The sequence below is a fragment of the Rhodophyticola sp. genome, from assembly GCF_965284195.1.
GTDB lineage: Bacteria > Pseudomonadota > Alphaproteobacteria > Rhodobacterales > Rhodobacteraceae > Rhodophyticola.
Map to the genome: position 1 here is coordinate 1,580,375 of NZ_CBDIRM010000001.1, position 20,407 is coordinate 1,600,781.

Genomic DNA, 20,407 nt, shown 5'->3' on the forward strand with positions numbered 1-20,407 from the left:
TCTGATCCGCATGCGCATTAAAGAAAGCTGGTCTGTCCCGTGCCGCGCCGCCCGCACTATATGTTGTGCTGATCAACCCGGCCCACACAACCTGACGTATGATCGCCCCTTGGGTCAACGCATTTTTTACGGATTTGTGACGGTTTTTTGGGTTGCAATTGTCGCGACGCAGCCCGCGCCCGTCCAGCGCGTGATTCAGGCCCGTCCGGCACCGCGATTGCCATGACGAAAAAGCTCAACAGCCATAGACCGTTATGCAGCGGCGCTGAGCAATCGGGTGAAGTCGCGCCATGTTTCGGCCACAAATAGATGACCGCGGCACCCAGGACACAGTATCTTGTGGATTGTTGAGAATGGTCGGGGCGGCGAGATTCGAACTCACGACCTTCTGTACCCAAAACAGACGCGCTACCAGGCTGCGCTACGCCCCGAACGACGCCTCGTCTATCCCGGCAGGCGCGCCTTGGGAAGCCCCCCGTTTCACTCCGCGGCGCAGGGCCAGGCGGCCAGATCCTGTGGCAGGCCCGGATGGCGCAGTTCCGCCCCCTCGCGGATCCCGATCCGCGACGACAGACCGCCATTGATTTCCAGCACGGCCAGCACGTCGGGCCCGCCCGGGATCGGGGTCCGGTCGAGGGGAATCGCATTTTCATGCACCCGCGTCACCATGCCGGTCTGATCCATGAAGATCATATCCAGGGGGATCAGCGTGTTTTCCATCCAGAAACTCACGCGCTGCGGCTGCTCGTAGATGAAGATCATGCCCGCGCCGCTCGGCATGCTGGGGCGATGCATCAGACCGACGGCGCGTTCCTGCGGATCGTCGGCCACCTCGACCCGGAAACTGGCGGTCCCGAAATCGCCGCGCAGATCGACCCGGTCCGGCCGGCATTCGGCCAAGGCCATGTCCGCCGACAGAAGCAGTGCCAGAAGCGCCGCGAATACGCGCATCTCAATCCTCCTGGACGTAATCCCAGCTCCGCACTTCGGCTGCCATCTTGCCACGCGGCCCGTCCACCACACGGATCGAGACGGCTTCACCCGGTTGCAGATCGGCAAGGCCGAAGCGGCGCAGCACCTCGATATGAACAAACACATCCGCAGAATGCCCGAAGATATTCACGAATCCAAAGCCTTTCGCCTTGTCGAACCATTTGACCCGGGCCGCCAGAAACGGCGCATCGGGGCTCAGTTCGGCAATCGGCCCGGCGACCGGGTCGTCGGGATCGCTTTCGGGCGGCTCGATCTCCAGCACCTGCTGGGCCTGTGCGCCGCGTTCGGTCTGTTGCACCAGAACCGTGATTCGAGCACTGTCCGCCACCGACCCCTGCCCGAAATTCCGCAACACATTGGCGTGAAGAAGGATATCCGGCCCGCCGTCTTCGGCCACAATGAAACCGAAGCCTTTCGCCACATCAAACCACTTCACCCGCCCAACAACCGGTTTGGTCGTATCGCTCCGCTCATCCGACATTTAGGATGGTCCTCATTCTCAAATGGACCGTAAATGGCCTGTCCCAATGTCAGGCTTGCCGTTTGTGACATCCGGTGCAAGCGAAATTTTTATATATAAAACAAATGGATGACATTTCGCGCATCGCGAAAATGCAAAAAGGTTAATAAAACTAGACAAATCCGGGAGGATGTCGGTCAGGGGTTGAGACGGGCGATCTGCCAATCCGCACCCGGCCCGGCGCGCGTCCAGCGGAACCGGTCATGAAGCCGGAACGCCCCGTCGGCCCAGAATTCGATCTCCACGGGACGGATGCGAAACCCGCCCCAGAAGGGCGGCCTTGCCGGTGCGGTGCCGTGCTTGGCCGTCACCCGGGCAACCTCGGCCATCAGTGTCGTGCGGCTGTCAAGCGGCTGCGACTGGTCCGAGGCCCAGGCCCCAAGCCTGCTTTTCAGCGACCGCGACCGGTAATAGGCGTCCGCCTGCGGGCCCTCCTCCCGCTCGACAAGGCCGCGAACACGGACCTGCCGGCGCAGGGATTTCCAGTGCATCACGAAGGCGGCCTTGCCCGAGGCGGTCAGCTCCCGGCCCTTGGTGCTTCCGTAATTCGTATAGAAGACAAACGCATCGGCCTCGATGTCTTTCAGCAGGACCATCCGCGCATTGGGCAACCCGTCCTCATCCACGCTGGCCAGCGCGATGGCGTTCGGATCGTTGGTTTCGGTAGTCTCGGCTTCGGAGAGCCAGCTGCGTACAATCTCGAACGGGTCGTCGCCCGCAAATATTCCGGTTCGGTCGCTCATCCGCCCTGCCCTTCCCTGCCGCGCCTGATGCGGCGCAAGCTAGCGCCGGTGCCAAAGCGCGGCAAGCCAAGCACCCGCATTCTCTTGAAGCGCCCCGATCAATCGCCTAAACCCAGACTATAGTCAGATAAAACAGGCCGGACGGGAGCAGTAATGGGGTTGATGAGCGGGAAACGCGGGCTGATCATGGGGCTCGCCAATGACAAGTCCATCGCCTGGGGTGTTGCGAAGGCGCTGGCCGCAGAGGGCGCGGAACTGGCCTTTTCCTATCAGGGGGATCAGTTGCTCAAGCGCGTCACACCGCTTGCGGCCGAGCTTGGCAGCGACATCATCCTTCCCTGCGACGTGGGCGACGCAGACAGCATGGACGCGCTGTTCGAGGCGCTGAAAAACACCTGGGGCAGCTTGGACTTCGTCGTTCACGCCATTGGTTTTTCAGATAAAAACGAACTTCGGGGACGGTATGTCGATACGTCGGCCGAAAACTTCGACATGACCATGAATATCTCCGTCTATTCCTTCACGGCGATCTGCCAGCGCGCCGAAAAGATGATGCCGAACGGGGGCAGCCTGCTGACGCTGACCTATTACGGGTCGGAAAAAGTCATGCCCCATTACAACGTTATGGGCGTGGCCAAGGCGGCGCTGGAGGCCAGCGTGATGTATCTGGCCGAGGATCTGGGCCGCGACGGCATCCGCGTGAATGCGATCAGCGCGGGCACGATCAAGACATTGGCCGCCTCCGGCATCGGAGATTTCCGCTATATCCTGAAGTGGAACGAGAACAACTCCCCGCTGCGGCGCACGGTGAGCCAGGACGAGGTCGGCAAATCCGCGCTCTATCTTCTGTCAGATCTGTCCAGCGCCGTGACCGGCGAGATCCACCATGTGGATGCCGGCTATAACGTGATCGGAATGAAAAACCCCGAAGCGCCGGATATGTCGCTGGAAAAGAAAGGCCACTGACCATGGTCACACCGCTGCCGCATGAAAAGGGGTTCCACATATCCTGGGATCAGATCCATCGCGACAGCCGCGCGCTGGCGTGGCGGCTGGACAAGCGCGGCCCCGGCGCAGGCGGCGCATGGCATGCGATCGTGGCGATCACCCGCGGCGGCATGGCCCCTGCGATGATCGTCGCGCGGGAGCTCGACATCCGGCAGGTGGCGACGATCTCGATCAAATCCTACGACCATCAGACGCAAGGCGAGCCGAAGGTCCTGAACCGCCCCGACCCCGAATTGATGGGCGACGGCGAAGGCGTTCTGGTGATCGACGATCTGGTCGATTCCGGCAAGACGCTGGAGGTCGTGCGCACGCTCTATCCAAAGGCGCATTTCGCGACCGTCTATGCCAAACCCAAGGGTGAGCCGATGGTGGACACGTTCATCACCGGGGTCAGCCAGGACACCTGGATTTTCTTCCCCTGGGATATGGCCCTGCAATATGTGGAGCCCTATCGCGGCACGGACTGACGCTCGACCGGAGTGATGCGCGGGTTACTGAGCGCCCGTCCGATGCCTCTTTCCCTGCCGCCCGTAACGCGCCTCTAGCCCCGCGCGGACAGCGCTTCGGACAGCACGCCGCGCAGCAGATCAGGTGGCACATCCGCCGTCACGAAAGCCTCTCCGATACCGCGGACCAGGATCAGGCGCAAATGCCCATCCACGACTTTCTTGTCCTGCGCCATCAGTGCCAGAAGGCCATCGGCATCCGGCAATTCGCCCGCAATATCAGACAGGTCTCGCTTCATCTTCATGTTCGCCAGATGGGCCCGCACACGGCTCGGCTCTTCCTGCGCGCAAAGCCCCATGCGGGCCGAGAGATCGAAGGCCAGCGCACAGCCGATCGCCACGCCCTCGCCATGCAGCAACCGCTCGGAATAGCCCGTTGCCGCCTCCAGCGCATGGCAGAAGGTGTGGCCGAGATTGAGGAGCGCGCGCTCTCCCTGCTCGGTCTCGTCACGGGCGACGATATCGGCCTTCATCTGCACCGCATGGCGTACCGCCTGCTGCCGCACCCCGATATCGCCCGCGGCCAGCGCCGGACCGTTCGTTTCCAGCCAGGCGAAAAACGCGGCATCCCCAAGCAGCCCGTATTTCACCACCTCGCCGTAACCGGCCAGAAAGTCCCGCGCCGCAAGGGTGCCAAGCACATCGATATCGGCCAGCACCAATGCCGGCTGATGGAAGGCACCAACCAGATTCTTGCCGTGGCGCGTGTTGATCCCGGTCTTGCCGCCGACGGAACTGTCCACCTGCGCAAGAAGGCTTGTCGGCACCTGCACAAAACGCACGCCGCGCCGCAGGATCGCCGCCGCAAAGCCCACCAGATCACCGATGACGCCGCCGCCGAAGGCCACCACCATGTCTCGCCGCTCGACTTTCTGCTCCAGCAGCCATTCGACAACGCGGGTCAGATATTGCCAGCTCTTGGTGGCCTCCCCCGGGGGCAGGCTCAGCGCCTCCATCTCCACGCCCTCGGCGACGAGGCCGGCGCGCAGGGCGGCCAGATGCAGCCCGGCCACGGTCTCCTCCGTGATCACCCAGACCTTCGGCCGCGACAGGACCGGCGCGATTTCGGCCCCCGCCCGGCCGATCAGACCCTGCCCGATCCGCACGTCATAGGCCCGTGCGCCCATGGCAACCCGCACCGTATCCACGCTCATCCCGCCGCCTCCACCACGCCTTCGGCCAGCAACCGCGCCAGAACCTCGTCGGTCGTCCGCGCGATGGACCAGGCAGGCTCGACCTTCACCTTCATCGCGGCGGTGGCATAGGCGGGCGTGCGCGCTTTCAGCAAACCGGCCAGCGTGGCGCGCGGATTTTCCGTCTGCAGCAGGGGCCGCGTGTTCTTGTGCCGCACCCGCTGCCAGAGCAGATCCAGATCCGCCTCCAGCCACATGACGGCGGCGCGCGCCGAGATCATCTCCCGGTTCTCCTCCGACAACCACGCCCCGCCGCCGGTGGACAGGACACAAGGAGGGCTCTCCAGCAGCCGCGCGATCACCTGCGCCTCCTTCTCGCGGAAAAACGCCTCGCCGTCGCGCTCGAAAATCTCGGCGATCGACATCCGCGCGCTCTCCACGATCTCGGCATCGGAATCCTGCAAATCCACCCCCAGGCGGCCCGCCAGCGCGCGGCCGATCGCGGTCTTGCCGGCACCCATCATGCCCACCAGAACAACCGTTCTGGCCAATCGCAACCGGCCCTTTGGCATGGTTTCGCCCATTGTCAAAAAAGTGTCCTCCAGGCTGGCGTAATTCCGCCCGAAAAGGCTTATAGTGAAAGTGAAGCGGCGGCAAACGCCGATAAGACAAGTAAAAACGAAGGGCATAAATGGGGCGGTTGATCAAGCTTTTGGCTGTATTGGTACTATTGGCGGTGCTGGCGCTGGTGGGCTATTCCTATTCCGGTCTGATCATTCCCGAAACGCGGGAGATAACCCTGCCGGTGGTCCTCGATGCGGATTAGGGCGGCCCTTTGCGCGCTGGCTCTGGCGGGCGCTCCGGCGCTGGCCCAGACCGAGAGTACCGACGCGCCGTTTTCCGGGCCGGACTGGCTCTCCGACACGATCACACGGCCCCATGCCAATGTCGCCACATCGGCCGCGCCGCAGACGATCACGGTGATGCCGCTTGGGCAGGTGCGGCTCGACGCGGTAGGCATTCTGCCGTTTTCAAGCACCGGTCTGCCGCCGGATCTCTGGGCCGACAGTGCGCCCGAGACGCTGGCGCGCCTGTTGCTCTCTCAACCCGCCGAGGGGCTGCCCGCCATTCTCGGCTTTACCCAGCAACTGGCCTTGGCCGAGCTTGATCCGCCCCGCGACGCAGGCACCGACGCGGTGCTGTTTCTGGCCCGGCTGGATCTGCTGTTGGGCCGCGGCGCCCTGGCACCGGCGCGGGCGCTGATGGAACGGGCCGGGCCCTCCGACCCGCGCGTGTTCCGCCGCTGGTTCGATGTCAGCCTGCTGACCGGTCAGGCCGACCGGGCCTGCGCCGCGATGCGGGCAAGTCCCGACATCGCGCCCACATTCCCGGCGCGCATCTTCTGCCTTGCGCGAAGCGGAGACTGGCCCGCTGCCGCGCTTTCGCTCGGCACCGGCGAGGCGCTTGGCTACATCACCACGGCAGAGGCCGATCTGATCGCCCGCTTTCTCGATCCGGAACTGTTCGAGGGGGAGCCGCCCCTGCCGGTTCCCGCCGAGATAACGCCGCTGCATTACCAGATGCTGATTTCCCTTGGCGAACGCCCGCCCTCGACCGGCCTGCCGCTGGCCTTCGCCCATGCGGATCTGGCCGATCTGGCGGGCTGGCGGGCGCAGCTTGACGCCGCCGAACGCCTGATGCGCTCCGGCGCGATCGAGCCGGAGGAATGGCTGGTCATCTACACCGCGCGGGTTCCGGCCGCCTCTGGCGGGGTGTGGGACCGGGTGGCCGCACTTCAGGCCTTCGATGCGGCACTTCTGGCGGGCGATCCGGTGGCCGTGACCACGCGGTTGCCCCAAGTCTGGGCCGCGATGCAGCAGGTCGGGCTGGAGGTGCCGTTCGCAAGGCTCTATGCCGACCGCCTGCTCCGTCTGCCGCTGACCGGGGAGGCCGCGATGCTGGCCCGCCGCGTCGGGCTCCTGTCGCCGCTCTACGAGGCCGTGGCACAGGGCGCGGTCCCGCAGGACGCCTATGAGCGGCGCCTTTTCGCCATCGCCCGGGGGGAGGCGCCGGGGACGCCACCGACCGGGTCCGATGCCGTGACCGCCGCCGTGGCCGTGGCCTTCGCAGATGTCACCCCGCCCGAGCGGTTCACGCGGCTCCTGACGCTCGGGCGCACCGGGGAGGCGTTGCTGCGCGCCGCGCGCACCCTTGGCGACGGCACCGGAGATGTGGATGACATCGCCGATGCGCTGCGCCTGTTCCGCGCCCTCGGGCTGGAGGACACGGCGCGCCGGGCGGCCCTGCAACTCCTGATCCTGGACCGGACCTGAAATGGCCGACGCCCTGCAGGATACGCGCTGGATCCAGTCCTTCATCGAGGCGCAGGCCGCCGAACTGAACGCGGCCCGCAACACGCAGCTGGCCTATACCCGCGATCTGGATGATTTCCGCCGCTTTCTCGGCCTGCGCGACACCGACCTGCTCTCTGCCACGCGCGCCGATATCGAAGCCTATCTGACCGCGCTCGATGCCCGGGGGATGGCGCGCGCCACACGCGCCCGGCGGCTCTCCTCCATCAAGCAGCTTTACCGCTTCGCCTATGAAGAGGGGCTGCGCTCCGACAATCCGGCCCAGTTGATCAAGGGGCCGGGCCGGGACAGACGCCTGCCCAAAACCCTGACGGTGGACCAGGTGGACCGGCTGCTCGACGCCGCCGAAACCCATGGCCGCAGCCCCGGCGACCGGCTGCGAAACGCCTGTCTCATGCAGATGCTCTATGCGACCGGGATGCGGGTCACCGAGTTGATCTCGCTGCCGGTCTCCGCCGCGCGGGGCGACCCACAGATCCTGCTGATCAAGGGCAAGGGCAGCAAGGAACGCATGGTGCCCCTGTCGCCGCCGGCCCGGCTGGCACTTGCGGCATGGCTTGAGCATCGCGACGCCGAGGAGGAGCGCAAGGCGGACGAAACCGGCACGCCCGTCTCCCGCTTCCTGTTCCCCTCGCACGGGAAATCCGGCCATGTCACCCGGGTGCGGTTCTTCACGCTGGTCAAGGAAATCGCGGTGGCCGCCGGCATCCCGCCGGGCGACGTGACGCCCCACACGCTCCGCCACGCCTTTGCCACGCATCTGCTGGCCGGCGGGGCCGATCTCCGCTCGATCCAGACGCTTCTGGGCCATGCGGATATCTCCACCACCGAGATCTACACCCATGTGCTGGACGAGCGGCTGAAATCCCTCGTGTTCGACCATCATCCGCTGGCGAAGCCCCGCCCGCGATAGCGACGAGCCGCCGGGCGCGAAACCGGCCCGCTTCGGCCATGCAACACCCGCCGCTCCGCGCCAAACGCCGCTCTTGAAGAACCCGCATCCGCACCCCATAACCTGCTCATGGACGAGACCCCCCTTCTGGACACAGCTTTCTGGACCACCGCCGCTGCGATCATCGGCCTTCTGGTGCTGTCCGCCTTCTTCTCCGGCTCCGAAACGGCGCTGACCGCCGCGTCGCGGGGCAAGCTGCGCTCGCAGGCCGACCGGGGCAACAAGGGCGCCGAGCGGGCACTCCATCTGACCGAAGACAGCGAGCGGCTGATCGGATCGGTCCTGCTTGGCAATAATCTGGTCAATATCCTCGCGGCCTCTCTGGCGACCGCGCTCTTCACCCGCGTCTTCGGCGAAAGCGGCGTGGCGCTGGCGACGCTGGTGATGACCCTGCTGGTGCTGATCTTCGCCGAGGTGCTGCCGAAAACCTACGCCATCACCAATGCCGAAACCGCCGCCGCGCGGGTGTCGCCGGTGATCCGTGTCGTCATCTTGCTGTTTTCGCCGGTGGTGCGCATGGTTCAGGTTCTGGTCCGGGGCGTCCTGCGCGTCTTCGGGGTGCAGACCGACCCGGATAGCAGGGTGCTCAGCGTGCATGAGGAAATTGCGGGCGCCATCACCCTTGGCCATTCCGAAGGCGCGGTGGGCAAGGAACACCGCGACCGTCTTCTTGGCGCGCTCGATCTGGGCGACCGCACGGTGGAGGAGATCATGCTCCACCGCTCCGCGATCGAGATGATCGACGCCGATGCCGACCCCGAGCAGATCCTCAGCCAGGCGTTGCAATCGCCCCACACCCGCCTGCCCGTCTATCGCGGCGAACAGGAAAACATCATCGGCCTGATCCACGCCAAGGATCTGTTGCGCGCGATGGACCGGCTGATGCGCGGCGACGACGCGCCGGGCCTTGGCGAGTTCGATATCGCGCAAGTGGCAATGAAGCCCTATTTCGTGCCGGAAACCACCACGCTGGACGACCAGATGCGCCAGTTCCTGCGCCGCCATACGCATTTCGCCCTCGTGGTGGATGAATACGGCGCGTTGCAGGGCCTGATCACGCTGGAGGATATCCTCGAAGAGATCGTGGGCGAGATCACCGACGAATTCGACGTGGAAGAGACGATCAACCTGACACAGGGCCCGGACGGGAACTATCTGGTCGATGGCGGCATGACGATCCGGGACCTGAACCGCGCCACCGACTGGACGCTGCCTGACGAGGAGGCCAATACGGTGGCCGGTCTGGTCATTCACGAAGCGCAGTCGATCCCTGTCGAGGGGCAGTGTTTCAGTTTCCACGGGTTCCGCTTCGAGGTGGCCGCGCGTGAACAGAACCGCCTGACCCAGCTCAAGATCCGCAAGCTCTGAACGGGTCGGGCGCCCCGGAAAGGCCGCCTGCCCGCTATGACGCGGCTGCCTCCCTGATCGACATCGCCGCGGCCAGCCGCTCCCGATCGCCGTCATTTTCAAGCGCGCCATTGGCGCGTGCAAGGCACCGCAGCGCCGCCTCCCGCGCGGCGGCCGCCACGGCCGGGTGACCGATCCGGACGATATCGGCAAGGCTGCTCTGCAGCGCCAGATGCACCTCCACCGCCTCATTCGCACAGCGCGCGATCGGATCGAAACTGGCGTAGAACAGCTCCTCCGGCATCAACGGCTCGATCCAGACCCGGTCATGCTCGGGGGTGTCGGGCTCCTTCGATGGCCCCGCATCGCCGATCACATGGGACAGCCGATGCAGGATATCGATGGCCGTGCCCGGGTCGTTCACCCCCGGCGACAGCGCGCGGGTGGCGATTTCGGACAGGACGGTGACGCAGAAAACCGGATCATGGTCGAAACTGCGCACATCGCTGACCGGGATCGCCGCGCGCACCGCTTCCTCCATCTCCTCATCGGGCGTCGTATCCGCCACCAGCGCCAGCACGTCGCCGCGCTGCACATAGGCCCCGGCCGGGCGCGCCACATAGATCCGCGCCTCCTGCGCGGCGGCCAGATCCTGCAACTCCGCCTCGAATATCTGCTGCACATAACCGGCATCTCCGGCATGAACCGGCACCGCGTCGCGCGGGATCGTGCCTGCGGGATCGGTCAGGCGGTTCGCGCCCTGGGCGGGCTGTTCCACCGCCTGCGCCACGGCCCTCACGGCGCGCACCTCCAGCCGCCGGGCGGTGACCTGAAGGCTGCCCAGCCCTTCCAGATGGGAGATCCAGCGGATGATCGACCAGACGATCGAGGCGATGACCACCATCGTCATCCCGAAGACCACCACCATCTCGCGTTCGCCGAACAGGTCCGCCGCCCGCAGAATGATCGCGATCAGCGCATAGAGATAGGCGCCCAGAAATGTTGCGAGAACCGAATGGGTGACCGTGTCCTCCCGCATCAGCATGTGGCTGCGCGGGGTCCACTGCCCCGCCGCGCGGGCAAACGCGCTCGACATGATCGTCAGCGAGAAGGTGACGACCGCCAGCATCGAAGTCGCGATCACCTGCAGGATCGTGTCGACCGCGTCGGCGCCGATCAGCCGGCCCAGGCTGGCCGGGATGATCGGCCCAAGAAGCGTGGCCACCACCAGCGCCACAACATTCAGCACCGCATAAAGCGTCACCCGCACATAGATGCGGCGCGAAAACTGCCGCAGGCGGCGTATCAGAGAAATCACCATTCCGGCCCGATCACTTTCCCCAAGAATTACGACCTCAAATGTCGCCTTTCGACTTGCCGCGCGGCTGCGCCGGGCGCAACCCTGCACCACATTACGAAACGGAGAGCCTCATGAACACCACCACCCGGGTTTGCGTTATCGGCGGCGGTGTCGTCGGCGCTTCGGTCCTCTACCATCTGACCAAACTGGGCTGGTCGGATGTGATGCTTCTGGAACGCTCGGACCTGACCTCGGGGTCCACATGGCATGCCGCGGGCGGGTTTCACACCCTGAACGGCGATACCAACATGGCTGCCCTTCAGGGCTATACGATCCGGCTCTATCGCGAGTTGGAGGAGCTGACGGGCCTCTCCTGCGGGCTGCACCATGTGGGCGGCGTGACGCTGGCCGACACGCAGGAACGCTTCGACATGCTGAAGGCGGAGCGCGCCAAGCATCGCTTCATGGGGCTGGAGACCGAGATCCTCGGCCCCGAAGAGATCAAACAGGTCGCCCCCATCACCAATATCGACGGGATCCTCGGCGCGCTCTACGACCCGCTCGACGGCCATCTTGACCCGTCCGGCACCACCCATGCCTACGCCCGGGCGGCACGGATGGGCGGCGCGGAAATCACCACGCATTGCAAGGTGTTGGAAACCAATCCTCGTGTGGATGGCACCTGGGATGTGGTCACCGAAAAGGGCACGATCCATGCCGAACATGTGGTCAATGCCGCCGGTCTCTGGGCCCGCGAAGTGGGGGCCATGGCGGGCGTCTATCTGCCGCTCCACCCGATGGAGCACCAGTATATCGTGACCGACGAGATCGCCGAGATCTACGAACGCGCCACCGAACATCCCCATGTGATGGACCCCGCCGGCGAAAGCTATCTGCGCCAGGAGGGGCGCGGGCTTTGCATCGGCTTTTACGAGCAGCCCTGCAAGCCCTGGGCGGTGAACGGCACGCCCTGGAACTTCGGCCATGAACTGCTGCCAGATGATTTCGACAAGATCGAAGACAGCATCGCCTTTGCCTATAGACGTTTCCCCATCCTCGAAACCGCCGGGGTGAAATCCGTGATCCACGGGCCCTTCACCTTCGCCCCCGATGGGAACCCGCTGGTCGGCCCAGTGCCGGGCCTGCGCAATTACTGGTCGGCCTGCGGCGTCATGGCCGGGTTCAGCCAGGGTGGCGGCGTGGGGCTGACGCTGGCGCAATGGATGGTCGATGGCACGCCCGACCGCGATGTCTTCGCCATGGATGTCGCCCGTTTCGGCCGCATCCTCACGCCCGGCTACACCCTGCCGAAGGTGATCGAGAACTACCGGAACCGCTTTTCCGTCGCCTATCCCAACGAGGAACTGCCCGCCGCCCGGCCCTTTCGCACGACACCGCTTTACGACGCGTTCGACCGGATGGGCGCCGTCTGGGGGCAGCAATACGGGCTGGAGGTTGCGAACTACTTCGCCGAAGAGGGCGAAGCCCGGTACGAGACACCGTCCTTCCGCCGGTCCAATGCCTTAGCGGCCACCGCGCGGGAGGTCAAAGCCGTGCGAGAGGCCGTCGGCATCAACGAGTTGCAGAATTTCGGCAAATATCTGGTCACCGGGCGGGACGCGCGCGGCTGGCTCGACCGGGTCATGGCGGGCCGCGTGCCCGCGCCGGGCCGCCTGTCTCTCACCCCGATGCTGAACCGGAACGGCCGGCTGATCGGCGATTTTACGATCTCCTGCCTGTCGGAGACGGAGTTCCAGCTGACCGCGAGCTATGGCGCACAGGATTACCATTTACGATGGTTCGAGAACTGGTTGCGACGGGCGATGTTCATGTACGCAACGTCTCCGATACCAGCTAACCGGCTTCCAGATTGCGGGGCCGAATGCGCGCGCGCTCCTGCAAGAGGTGCACCCGCGCCGATGTCGGCGCCGGGGCGTTTCGCTTCATGGATGTCAAAACGCTCCCGCTCGGGCTTTCCACCGCACTTGTCCAGCGCGTCAGCTATACCGGCGATCTCGGCTATGAAATCTATGTCGATGCGATGGAACACCGCGCACTCTGGGATCTGCTCTGGCAGGCGGGGCAGGCCTTCGGGCATCCGCCCCTTCGGCATGCGCGCGATGATGTCACTCCGGCTCGACAAGTTCTTCGGCTCCTGGCTTCGGGAGTATTCACCGGACTACACCCCGGCGGAAACCGGGCTCGACCGGTTCATCAGCTTCGGGAAGCCCGCGGATTTCATCGGCCGCGCCGCCGCCGAGGCCGAGCGGACGACGGGCCCGGCGCGCAAGCTCTGCGCCTTCGAGGTGGACGCCGCCGACGCGGATGTGAACGCCTATGAACCGATCTGGCTGGATGGCAGCGTGCAGGGGTTCTGCACCTCCGGCGGCTACTCCCACCACGCGGGTAAATCCATCGCCCTCGGCTTCGTTCCGACCGCCCGCGCCGAAGACGGGCTTGAGGTGGAGATCGAGATCCTCGGCGATATGCGCCCCGCCCGGCTGATCACCACACCGCTTTTTGACGCCGATGGCGCCCGCATGCGAGGCTGATCTGCCATAAAGGTCAAGGCGCGCCCTTCCCCGCGCCGGACATTCCCCCGCCGGAGGTTTCGACATCTCTTCATCCGATCCCGTCCTTCTTCTGCTCGCCGCCGGCCGCGCGACACGCATGCGCGGCACGGACAAGCTTCTCGAACCCATCGGTGACGAGCTGCTTCTTGCGGTCATGGGCCGGCGCTGCGCCAGGGCGGGAGCCACCCGGGTCGTCCTCGGGCCGGATCAGCCCGCCCGGCGCGCCGCTCTGAAAGACATTCCCTGCGAGATCGTCGAAGCGCCCGAAGGCGCGGGCATGGCCGCCTCCATCACCGCCGGGATCGCCGGCATCGCCGCGTCGGCCGCACTGATCGTTCTGGCGGATATGCCCGAGATCACCGCCCATGAGATGCACCTGATCCTGGCGCTTCATGCAAAAGTGCCGACTGCGATCCTGCGGGCCGCGGGCGAAGACGGCACACCCGGCCACCCGGTGCTTTTCCCCGCCGACCTCTTTCCCGCGCTGCAAAAGCTCACAGGCGACACAGGCGCGCGCGCAGTCCTGAAAGCCCATGCAAACCGGACCCATCTGGTTCCCCTGAAGGGCCGGCGCGCATTGGTCGATCTGGACACGCCCGAGGAATGGGCCAGCTGGCGCGCGGCGCAAAAGGGCGGCCTCTAGAAAGACCGCCCTTGTCATTCTGATCGTCAGGCCCGAAAGGCCACAAAGAACGCCGCCGCACCTACCGCGTCAGCAGCTTGGCCTCATGGCTTTTCAGGGCGCGCCGGGCCGCCACATAGCTTTCGCGGCCCGCCGGGGTTTTCAGTTCGGGGAAGATCTCCAGGATCTCGGTGCGCGCGCCATTGCCCATCGCCCCGAGGGACTGGTCGCCCGGCTGGAAGCTTTCGGTCCATGCCCCGTCGGCCAGCACGACTTCGTGGTGGTCGAACATGAAATGCACATAGGTCGCGCGCAGCGGGTCCAGCCACTGAACCGCGCCATGGTTGACCAGATGCTTGGCCGCCACCAGCACCTCGCTTTCCTCGAAGTAAAGCTGCGTGCGGTCGCCCGAAACCAGCATCCGGTGCTGCGGCGACACCATCATGTCGCGCTCCGGCAGGCCATCGCCAAGCGCGCCCGCCTTGATCAGGATCGGGCGCAGATAGGGCGCGCGGCGCAGTTCCGACCGGTTCAGGGTACGGGTACCGATCCAGCGGATTTCCTGAATGCCGTTGTCGCGGGTGATGATCTTGTCACCCTCGCGCAGGGTCTCCACCGGAACCTCACCCTTCGGCGTCGCGATGCGCGAGCCTGGCGTGAAGCAGGGGATGACATTCTCGATCTCCTTGAATGTCAGCGTGCCGGTCACGTTCTCGGCCGCATATCCATTGCCGTCGAAGAAGGTCACCGTGCCGGATTCACCCGGGGTGCCGCCGGCGTCGACCGCATCGTCGAAATTGATCTTCAGCGGCCCGGCATTGGACAGATCCAGCGTATCGCTATCATCCCCGCCTTCGCCGCCTTCGATGTAATCGCCGACGCCGTCGCCATCCGGGCCGATTGTGAACGTGTCCTTGTCATCCCCGCCGAACATCGCATCCGCGCCCTGCCCACCGATGATGCTGTCATCGCCGCTGCCGCCGGTGATCTCGTCGTCATCGATGCCGCCATCCAGCGTATCGTTGCCCGCGCCTCCATCGATCGTGTCGTTGTCGTCTTCGCCGAAAACAAGGTCATTGCCGCCGCCCGCGTTGATCAGGTCATCGCCGTTGTCGAGGATCGGATCGTTCGGCCCATCGGGGTTCACGTCGGGGATGTTCACCACATCCGGGAAGCCCGGTCCGAGCCCGCCATAGATCGTGTCGTCGCCATCGCCGGAATTGACCGTGTCCGATCCTTCGCCGCTGGTGATCAGATCGGCGCCGTCGCCGGATGTCACCTGATCGTCGTCGAAGCCCGCGTCGATGACATTGTCGCCATCGCCCGCATCGATCGTGTCGCGGTCATCGCCGGTGGTGATGGTGTCGTTGCCATCGCCGGTCGTCACCAGATCGCGGTCGTTCTCGGTATTCTGGTCCTGCGAGCCCGGCACGAAGGGAAACCCGCGATCCGGCAGCGCCGAAAGCGACCCGTCGGAGGTGTTGATCAGATTGTCGCCGTCGGTATCGGTGACGGTGTCATTGCCCGAACCGCCATTGATGGTGTCGGCATCCGCACCGCCGTCCAGACTGTCATTGCCCGAACCGCCGGTCAGCGTGTCTTCGCCCGCGCCGCCCATGATCGTGTCGTCGCCCTCGGCGCCGCCCATGCTGTCATTGCCCGCGCCGCCGTCGATGACGTCATCGCCGGTATTGCCACGCAACTCGTCATCGCCGTCGCCGCCTCGAAACGACATCGTCCCCCGCGCCGCCGCGCAACAGATCGTCGCCGCCATTGCCGAGGATCAGGTCGTCCCCGTCCCCGCCGTCCAGCGTGTCGCTGCCCGCAGCCCCGTCATCGACAAGGCCGATCGTGTCGAAATACACATCCGTGACGTTGACGCCGCTGTCGCCGCCGCCGTTCTGGGAATGGGTGATCTCGATCCGGTCGACCGGGCCGGGAATCTCGACCAGGATCGAATAATTCGCACTGGTGTCTGCCTGATAGCCGCCATTGCTGTCGGCCGTATCGGCGCCGGGCACGCCATCGGTGTCGGACAGGGTCAGCCGGCCACCGGCGGTCAGCGAAACCTCGATCGGCATGTTGTCCTTGTCGAAGGCGCGGATTTTGACCACACCATCGCCGTCGATATCGTTGACCCGGAAGGAGACGTTCTCCACCTCCTCCGAGAAATCCAGACGGTAGGTCGCAAAATCGCCGGAATTGTCCAGATCGCTGCTCAGCGAGCTGTTGTCGTCAACCGGATCGCCATCGCCCTGAATACCGGCGATGTTCTGATCGTTGCTGGCAAATTCCGTGTCCACACCGCCCCGCTCGGACAGGACCGAGAAGGTCACGTCGACGCTGCCGGTGTTCTGGGTGAACCCGGTCAGATCGTCACCATTTTCGATCGGCGGCGCGCCGTTCGGGTCGGGCGCCAGATCCCATTCGAATTTCTCGCGCGTTCCGGTCAGGGGCTGGCCGGTATTGTCATCGCCGATCAGTGTGTCGTTGCCCGCGCCGCCATCGACGCTGTCATCGCCGCTGCCGGCGTAGACCAGATCGTCACCGGCCCCCGCCTCGACCGTATCGTTGCCCGCGCCGGCCACCACGGTGTCGGCATCCGTGCCGTCCACGACCGCGTTGTCGATCAGATCGGGCGGCGTGTCCGGGTCGCCGGTATAGCCTGCGTCGATCAGATCGTCGCCGCTGGACCCCTCGACGATCATGTCGCCGGTTTCGGCAAGCACATCGGCATCGAAGATCGCCACATAATCGATCGCGCCGTCGAAATAGTTGCTGTAGCGGCCGTCATCCGCCTCGCGCGCGCCGAAGGTGAAGCTTTCATCGTCATTGTCGGTAATGTCGAAGGTCAGCCCGGTCGTGCTGCTGGAAACTTCGGTGCCGGCGCCGGTGGTGACATTCTCCACCACAAGCCGGTTGCCAGTGCTTTCGTCCCAGACGTAATAGGCCTTTACGGTGTCGCCTTCCTCGAAGAAGCCCGGCCCGGTCGACAGGATCGAGTCGATGCCGGGCACGCAATGCATGACCTCCACCGCCCCGTCCTGGGTCACGCGAAGCTCGAAGAAGCCCTCCCTGCCGGCGTCGTTCAACTCCCCGCGGTTGACGATCGTATCGGGGCTTGAGCCCACATGGTGATCTTGGGTGAACTCCACGACAAGCGTGCCACGATCCAGATCGAAGGGGGTGTCATTGCCCGGGAACTGCGATGTGCCGTCGCCGTTTGACAAGGTGCCGCCATTGACGTCGAACAGACCGGAACTGCCGTTGGTGTGAAGCTGGTCGCCCGAGATCGTCGCCCCGCCCTGGGTATGTCCGTTCTGGGCGAAACCGTCATCAAGACCCGTGTCGCGCGTTTCGGAGCCGCTGCGGAAGTCCCAAAGTCCAACCAGGTTCGCGGCGAAAGACTCATTAAAATTAGTCACACTCGTACACTCCGTCTCTTCGTGACGCCGGCCTGTCAGTTCAACAGGCGCTGCGTTCTGCAATTTCTGCCGAGCGATGCCGAAACCCTTGGGCAGCGCGCACATTCCCGCCATGAACCGAAGGAAGAGGTCCGCTATCCACGGATGACCCGGCCGTTGGGCACGCCAAACGGCATCGGATCCACGCGCCACGAGTTGCAGATCACAACCCTGCGGCACGCACATCTCTTCGCATCGCGATGACGCGGTATGTGCGGCCGCCCCCGTGGCCTTGAACAGACATCGCCCCCCAGTTGGGCTCCCGGTTTGGTTAACCCGAAGATGCCCGCTCCAGAAGCGAAAAATGTTCTAAAAGTGTCGAAGTCATGGCTGGACGGCCTGTCGGCTCATCTTGCCGGCATGACGGAATCCGGCATTGCACCGCCGCTCGTTTTTTCCTTCCGATCGAGTGCGTTAGGTCGGAAGGCCCTTGAAAAACTGGTGATCGAGCGAAAATCCGCCGGTTTCGGACGTGCTTTCAACCGTCTCTGTCAGGCGGACAGACTATCAATTTTCTGATTTATTGTTTCAGTTTCGGAAATACTGATTTGCCGCCGCACGGAAACAATGTGTCAACCGTAATCGAAATCAGGCGGGATTGTGGCATGAATACGCCGGCTGAAAACCTGTCTAAAAGGTCAGGTTCGGGCCGGCTGCGCTGCAGCGAAACGCGGAAACCGGCGAATCGCCCGGGCCGGAACCATCTGCGATTGGGCTGGTACCCGAGGTCGGACTCGAACCGACAAGCCTTGCGGCGGGGGATTTTGAATCCCCTGCGTCTACCAATTCCGCCACTCGGGCCCAGAAATCTCCGTCTAGCGCCGCGCCGAAGCAAGGTCAACGGGGGAACATGGCCCCCCGATTGCCCTCCGGCGCAGGCGCATTCCGGCACCCCTGCCTAGAACATCACACCCACCAGCCAGAGGGTGATGCCCGGGAACGCCACCAGCACCACAACCCGGATCAGGTCCGACGCGACGAAGGGGGCGACGCCCGCATAGGTCCGCACGATCGGGATGTCGCGCGCCATCGAATTGATGATGAAGAGGTTCATCCCCACCGGCGGCGTGATCAGCCCCACCTCCACCACGATCAGCGCCAGGATCCCGAACCAGATCGCCGCCTCCTCGGGCGTCAGGGCATACCCCAGGATATTGAATTCCAGCGCCTGGATGATCGGAAAGAAGATCGGAATGGTCAGCAGGATCATCGACAGGGAGTCCATCACGCAGCCGAAGATCAGATAGGCGACAAGCATGATCGACAGCACCAGAAGCGGGGCAAATCCCTGCGTCGTGATCCATTCCACCAGTTGCGCGGGCGCCTGGGTGAAGGCGAGGAAGGAGTTGAACAGCTGCGCGCCCAGCACGATGAAGAAGATCATCGCCGTGGCCTGCGCGGTGGCCAGAACCGAGTCCAGAAATCCCTTCCATGTCAGCCCGCCGGTCGCCAGCCCGTAAAGCCCCGTGGCCACGGCCCCGACGGCGGCGCCTTCGGTCGGCGTGAACAGCGCCTGAACGCCCTCCTGCGCCCAGTTCCAGTCCGCCGCGATACCGCCCATCACCAGCCCGAAGATCACCACGACGGGCCAGATGCCCGCCAGCGTCCTGAACCGCTGCGCCATCGGCACCCGGTCGGCGGTCGTGGCCGCGCCCGGGCGGATCCGGACATAGATCGCGACCGTCAGCATGTAGCCGATTGCCGCCAGAATACCCGGGATCAGCGCCGCCACGAACATCTTCACGATGTTCTGCTGCGCAAGGATCGCGTAGATTACCAGAATGATCGACGGCGGGATCAGGATGCCAAGCGTGCCGCCCGCCGCCAGAACCCCGGTCGACAGACTGTCGGAATAGCCGCGCTTGCGCATCTCCGGCAGCGCCACCTGCCCCATGGTCGACGCGGTGGCCAGCGACGAGCCGCAGACCGCGCCGAAGCCCGCGCAGGCGCCCACGGCGGCCATGGCCACGCCGCCCTTCCGGTGACCCAGCCAGTCGGACGCCGCCTGAAACAGCGCCCCCGACATGCCCGATTTCGTCGCGAACTGCCCCATCAGCAGGAACAGCGGCACGATCGACAGATTGTAGTTGGAAAACGTGTCATAGGTCAGCGATTTCAACTGGCTGAGCGGCGCCGAGGGCCGGCCGAGCACAACCCAGATGCCCACGAAACCGGTCACCGCCATCGCCACGCCAATCGGCACGCGCAGGAAAATCGCCAGCAACATCAATGCGAAGGCGATCATCGCGAGTTCCAGGCCGGTCATGCTGCGGCCTCGTATCCGGCGGAGACCCAGTTGATGGATCGCCAGACCGTGTAGAGCGCGACAATGAAGAAGAGCGCCGCGCCAAGCACCGAAAGCCCGTAGGGGATCCAGGTCGGGATCTCCAGTTCATAGGTCGTCTCGGGGAAGAACGGCCGCGGACCGAAGCCGAACCACGCCCGCAGCCCGTCCGAGCCATAGGGAAATTTCTCTCCGAACCCCAGCCAGATCCGCCACAGGATCACATAGGCCACGACCGCCAGCAGGATATCCCCGACCAGCCCGGAAAACGCCTTCACCCGGGGGTGCATGTTCTGCACCACGATATCCACCGCGACATGGCCGCGCTTGAGCTGGCACCACGGCAGGAACGCAAAGACCGCAATCGCGCATCCCGCCTCCACCAGTTCGTAATCGCCCTTGATCGGTGAAAGCCCGAACCCGTCAAGCGCCCGCCCGATGATCGAGACGCAGACCATCCCCGCCACTGCCGCCAAAAGGAAGCCGCCGAAATAGGCCAGCCCCCGGGCCATCCGCTCCATCACGCGGCCTGTCGCCGCCTCCCATCTGGGTGCCAGTGCCATTATTGTCCCTATCTCTCTCGTGGCGCG

General features: G+C 64.7%; 18 protein-coding genes, 2 tRNA genes and 1 pseudogene. 9 read left to right on the plus strand and 12 right to left on the minus strand.

The features are described 5' to 3' along the window. Positions 1-354 precede the first annotated feature (354 nt). From ACQ651_RS07875 to pdxH, 4 genes are all read right to left on the minus strand, one after another. A tRNA-Pro gene (locus tag ACQ651_RS07875) sits at positions 355-431 on the minus strand. 49 nt (positions 432-480) lie between these two features. Further along, positions 481-951 carry a DUF192 domain-containing protein gene (locus ACQ651_RS07880; protein ID WP_227286633.1) on the minus strand — a complete coding sequence of 157 codons (471 nt, stop codon included), beginning with the start codon at positions 949-951 and terminating at the stop codon, positions 481-483. Position 952: 1 nt separating this feature from the next. Further along, positions 953-1,474, minus strand: a complete 522-nt coding sequence (locus tag ACQ651_RS07885; protein ID WP_227286634.1) for a cold-shock protein — start codon at positions 1,472-1,474, stop codon at positions 953-955. A 176-nt stretch (positions 1,475-1,650) separates the two neighbouring features. Then, complete coding sequence (gene pdxH / locus ACQ651_RS07890; RefSeq protein ID WP_227286635.1) at positions 1,651-2,256, minus strand: pyridoxamine 5'-phosphate oxidase; 606 nt, start codon at positions 2,254-2,256, stop codon at positions 1,651-1,653. A gap of 153 nt (positions 2,257-2,409) precedes the next feature. Here pdxH and fabI point away from each other — a divergent pair, with 153 nt between their 5' ends. Together fabI and gpt are read left to right on the plus strand one after the other, a co-directional pair. Continuing rightward, a complete protein-coding gene (gene fabI, locus ACQ651_RS07895; RefSeq protein WP_227286637.1) occupies positions 2,410-3,222 on the plus strand; it encodes an enoyl-ACP reductase FabI in 813 nt (270 codons plus the stop codon). 2 nt (positions 3,223-3,224) lie between these two features. Further along, a complete protein-coding gene (gpt, locus tag ACQ651_RS07900) occupies positions 3,225-3,731 on the plus strand; it encodes a xanthine phosphoribosyltransferase (RefSeq protein ID WP_121897900.1) in 507 nt (168 codons plus the stop codon). 74 nt (positions 3,732-3,805) lie between these two features. Here gpt and aroB read toward each other — a convergent pair whose 3' ends face one another. Then, positions 3,806-4,924, minus strand: a complete 1,119-nt coding sequence (aroB, locus tag ACQ651_RS07905) for a 3-dehydroquinate synthase (protein ID WP_430448974.1) — start codon at positions 4,922-4,924, stop codon at positions 3,806-3,808. Further along, complete coding sequence (locus tag ACQ651_RS07910; protein WP_227286641.1) at positions 4,921-5,487, minus strand: shikimate kinase; 567 nt, start codon at positions 5,485-5,487, stop codon at positions 4,921-4,923. Before ACQ651_RS07910 ends, aroB begins: the two co-directional genes overlap by 4 nt. Positions 5,488-5,594: 107 nt before the next feature. Between ACQ651_RS07910 and ACQ651_RS07915 the strand changes: the two genes are divergently transcribed. From ACQ651_RS07915 to ACQ651_RS07930, 4 genes are all read left to right on the plus strand, one after another. Beyond that, entirely contained in the window at positions 5,595-5,729 is a 135-nt protein-coding gene (locus ACQ651_RS07915) for a hypothetical protein (RefSeq protein ID WP_286193429.1), read from the plus strand. Further along, on the plus strand, positions 5,719-7,236 hold the full coding sequence (locus tag ACQ651_RS07920) for a hypothetical protein (protein WP_430448975.1): 1,518 nt from the start codon (positions 5,719-5,721) through the stop codon (positions 7,234-7,236). Before ACQ651_RS07915 ends, ACQ651_RS07920 begins: the two co-directional genes overlap by 11 nt. A 1-nt stretch (position 7,237) precedes the next feature. Beyond that, positions 7,238-8,188: a tyrosine recombinase gene (locus tag ACQ651_RS07925; RefSeq protein ID WP_430448976.1), complete on the plus strand. Its 951-nt coding sequence runs from the start codon at positions 7,238-7,240 to the stop codon at positions 8,186-8,188. A 108-nt stretch (positions 8,189-8,296) separates the two neighbouring features. Continuing rightward, entirely contained in the window at positions 8,297-9,595 is a 1,299-nt protein-coding gene (locus ACQ651_RS07930) for an HlyC/CorC family transporter (RefSeq protein WP_227286645.1), read from the plus strand. 34 nt (positions 9,596-9,629) lie between these two features. Here the strand turns inward: ACQ651_RS07930 and ACQ651_RS07935 are convergent, their stop codons facing one another. After that, positions 9,630-10,895: a DUF2254 domain-containing protein gene (locus ACQ651_RS07935; RefSeq protein WP_430448977.1), complete on the minus strand. Its 1,266-nt coding sequence runs from the start codon at positions 10,893-10,895 to the stop codon at positions 9,630-9,632. Positions 10,896-11,005: 110 nt separating this feature from the next. Here ACQ651_RS07935 and ACQ651_RS07940 point away from each other — a divergent pair. Together ACQ651_RS07940 and ACQ651_RS07945 are read left to right on the plus strand one after the other, a co-directional pair. After that, positions 11,006-13,426: pseudogene (locus tag ACQ651_RS07940) on the plus strand (GcvT family protein). A 91-nt stretch (positions 13,427-13,517) separates the two neighbouring features. Beyond that, positions 13,518-14,090, plus strand: a complete 573-nt coding sequence (locus ACQ651_RS07945; RefSeq protein WP_430450317.1) for a nucleotidyltransferase family protein — start codon at positions 13,518-13,520, stop codon at positions 14,088-14,090. Positions 14,091-14,151: 61 nt separating this feature from the next. Here the strand turns inward: ACQ651_RS07945 and ACQ651_RS07950 are convergent, their stop codons facing one another. Both ACQ651_RS07950 and ACQ651_RS07955 read right to left on the minus strand, forming a co-directional pair. Continuing rightward, positions 14,152-15,804 (minus strand): Hint domain-containing protein, encoded by a 1,653-nt coding sequence (locus ACQ651_RS07950; RefSeq protein WP_430448978.1) that lies wholly within the window; start codon positions 15,802-15,804, stop codon positions 14,152-14,154. Beyond that, positions 15,776-17,494: a calcium-binding protein gene (locus ACQ651_RS07955; RefSeq protein WP_430448979.1), complete on the minus strand. Its 1,719-nt coding sequence runs from the start codon at positions 17,492-17,494 to the stop codon at positions 15,776-15,778. The genes ACQ651_RS07950 and ACQ651_RS07955 overlap by 29 nt, the downstream gene beginning before the upstream one ends. Before the next feature lie 321 nt (positions 17,495-17,815). On the opposite strand from ACQ651_RS07955, the gene ACQ651_RS07960 reads away from it, so the two are divergent. Then, complete coding sequence (locus ACQ651_RS07960) at positions 17,816-18,052, plus strand: hypothetical protein (protein ID WP_430448980.1); 237 nt, start codon at positions 17,816-17,818, stop codon at positions 18,050-18,052. 197 nt (positions 18,053-18,249) lie between these two features. On the opposite strand, the gene ACQ651_RS07965 is transcribed toward ACQ651_RS07960, so the two are convergent. The 3 genes from ACQ651_RS07965 to ACQ651_RS07975 form a co-directional block, all read right to left on the minus strand. Continuing rightward, positions 18,250-18,334: transfer RNA gene (locus ACQ651_RS07965), tRNA-Leu, on the minus strand. A 97-nt stretch (positions 18,335-18,431) separates the two neighbouring features. Next, the gene (locus tag ACQ651_RS07970) at positions 18,432-19,799 is read right to left on the minus strand and encodes a TRAP transporter large permease (RefSeq protein ID WP_227286654.1); all 1,368 of its coding nucleotides are present in this window, start codon (positions 19,797-19,799) and stop codon (positions 18,432-18,434) included. Further along, a complete protein-coding gene (locus tag ACQ651_RS07975) occupies positions 19,796-20,380 on the minus strand; it encodes a TRAP transporter small permease (RefSeq protein ID WP_227286656.1) in 585 nt (194 codons plus the stop codon). Before ACQ651_RS07975 ends, ACQ651_RS07970 begins: the two co-directional genes overlap by 4 nt. Positions 20,381-20,407 lie beyond the last annotated feature (27 nt).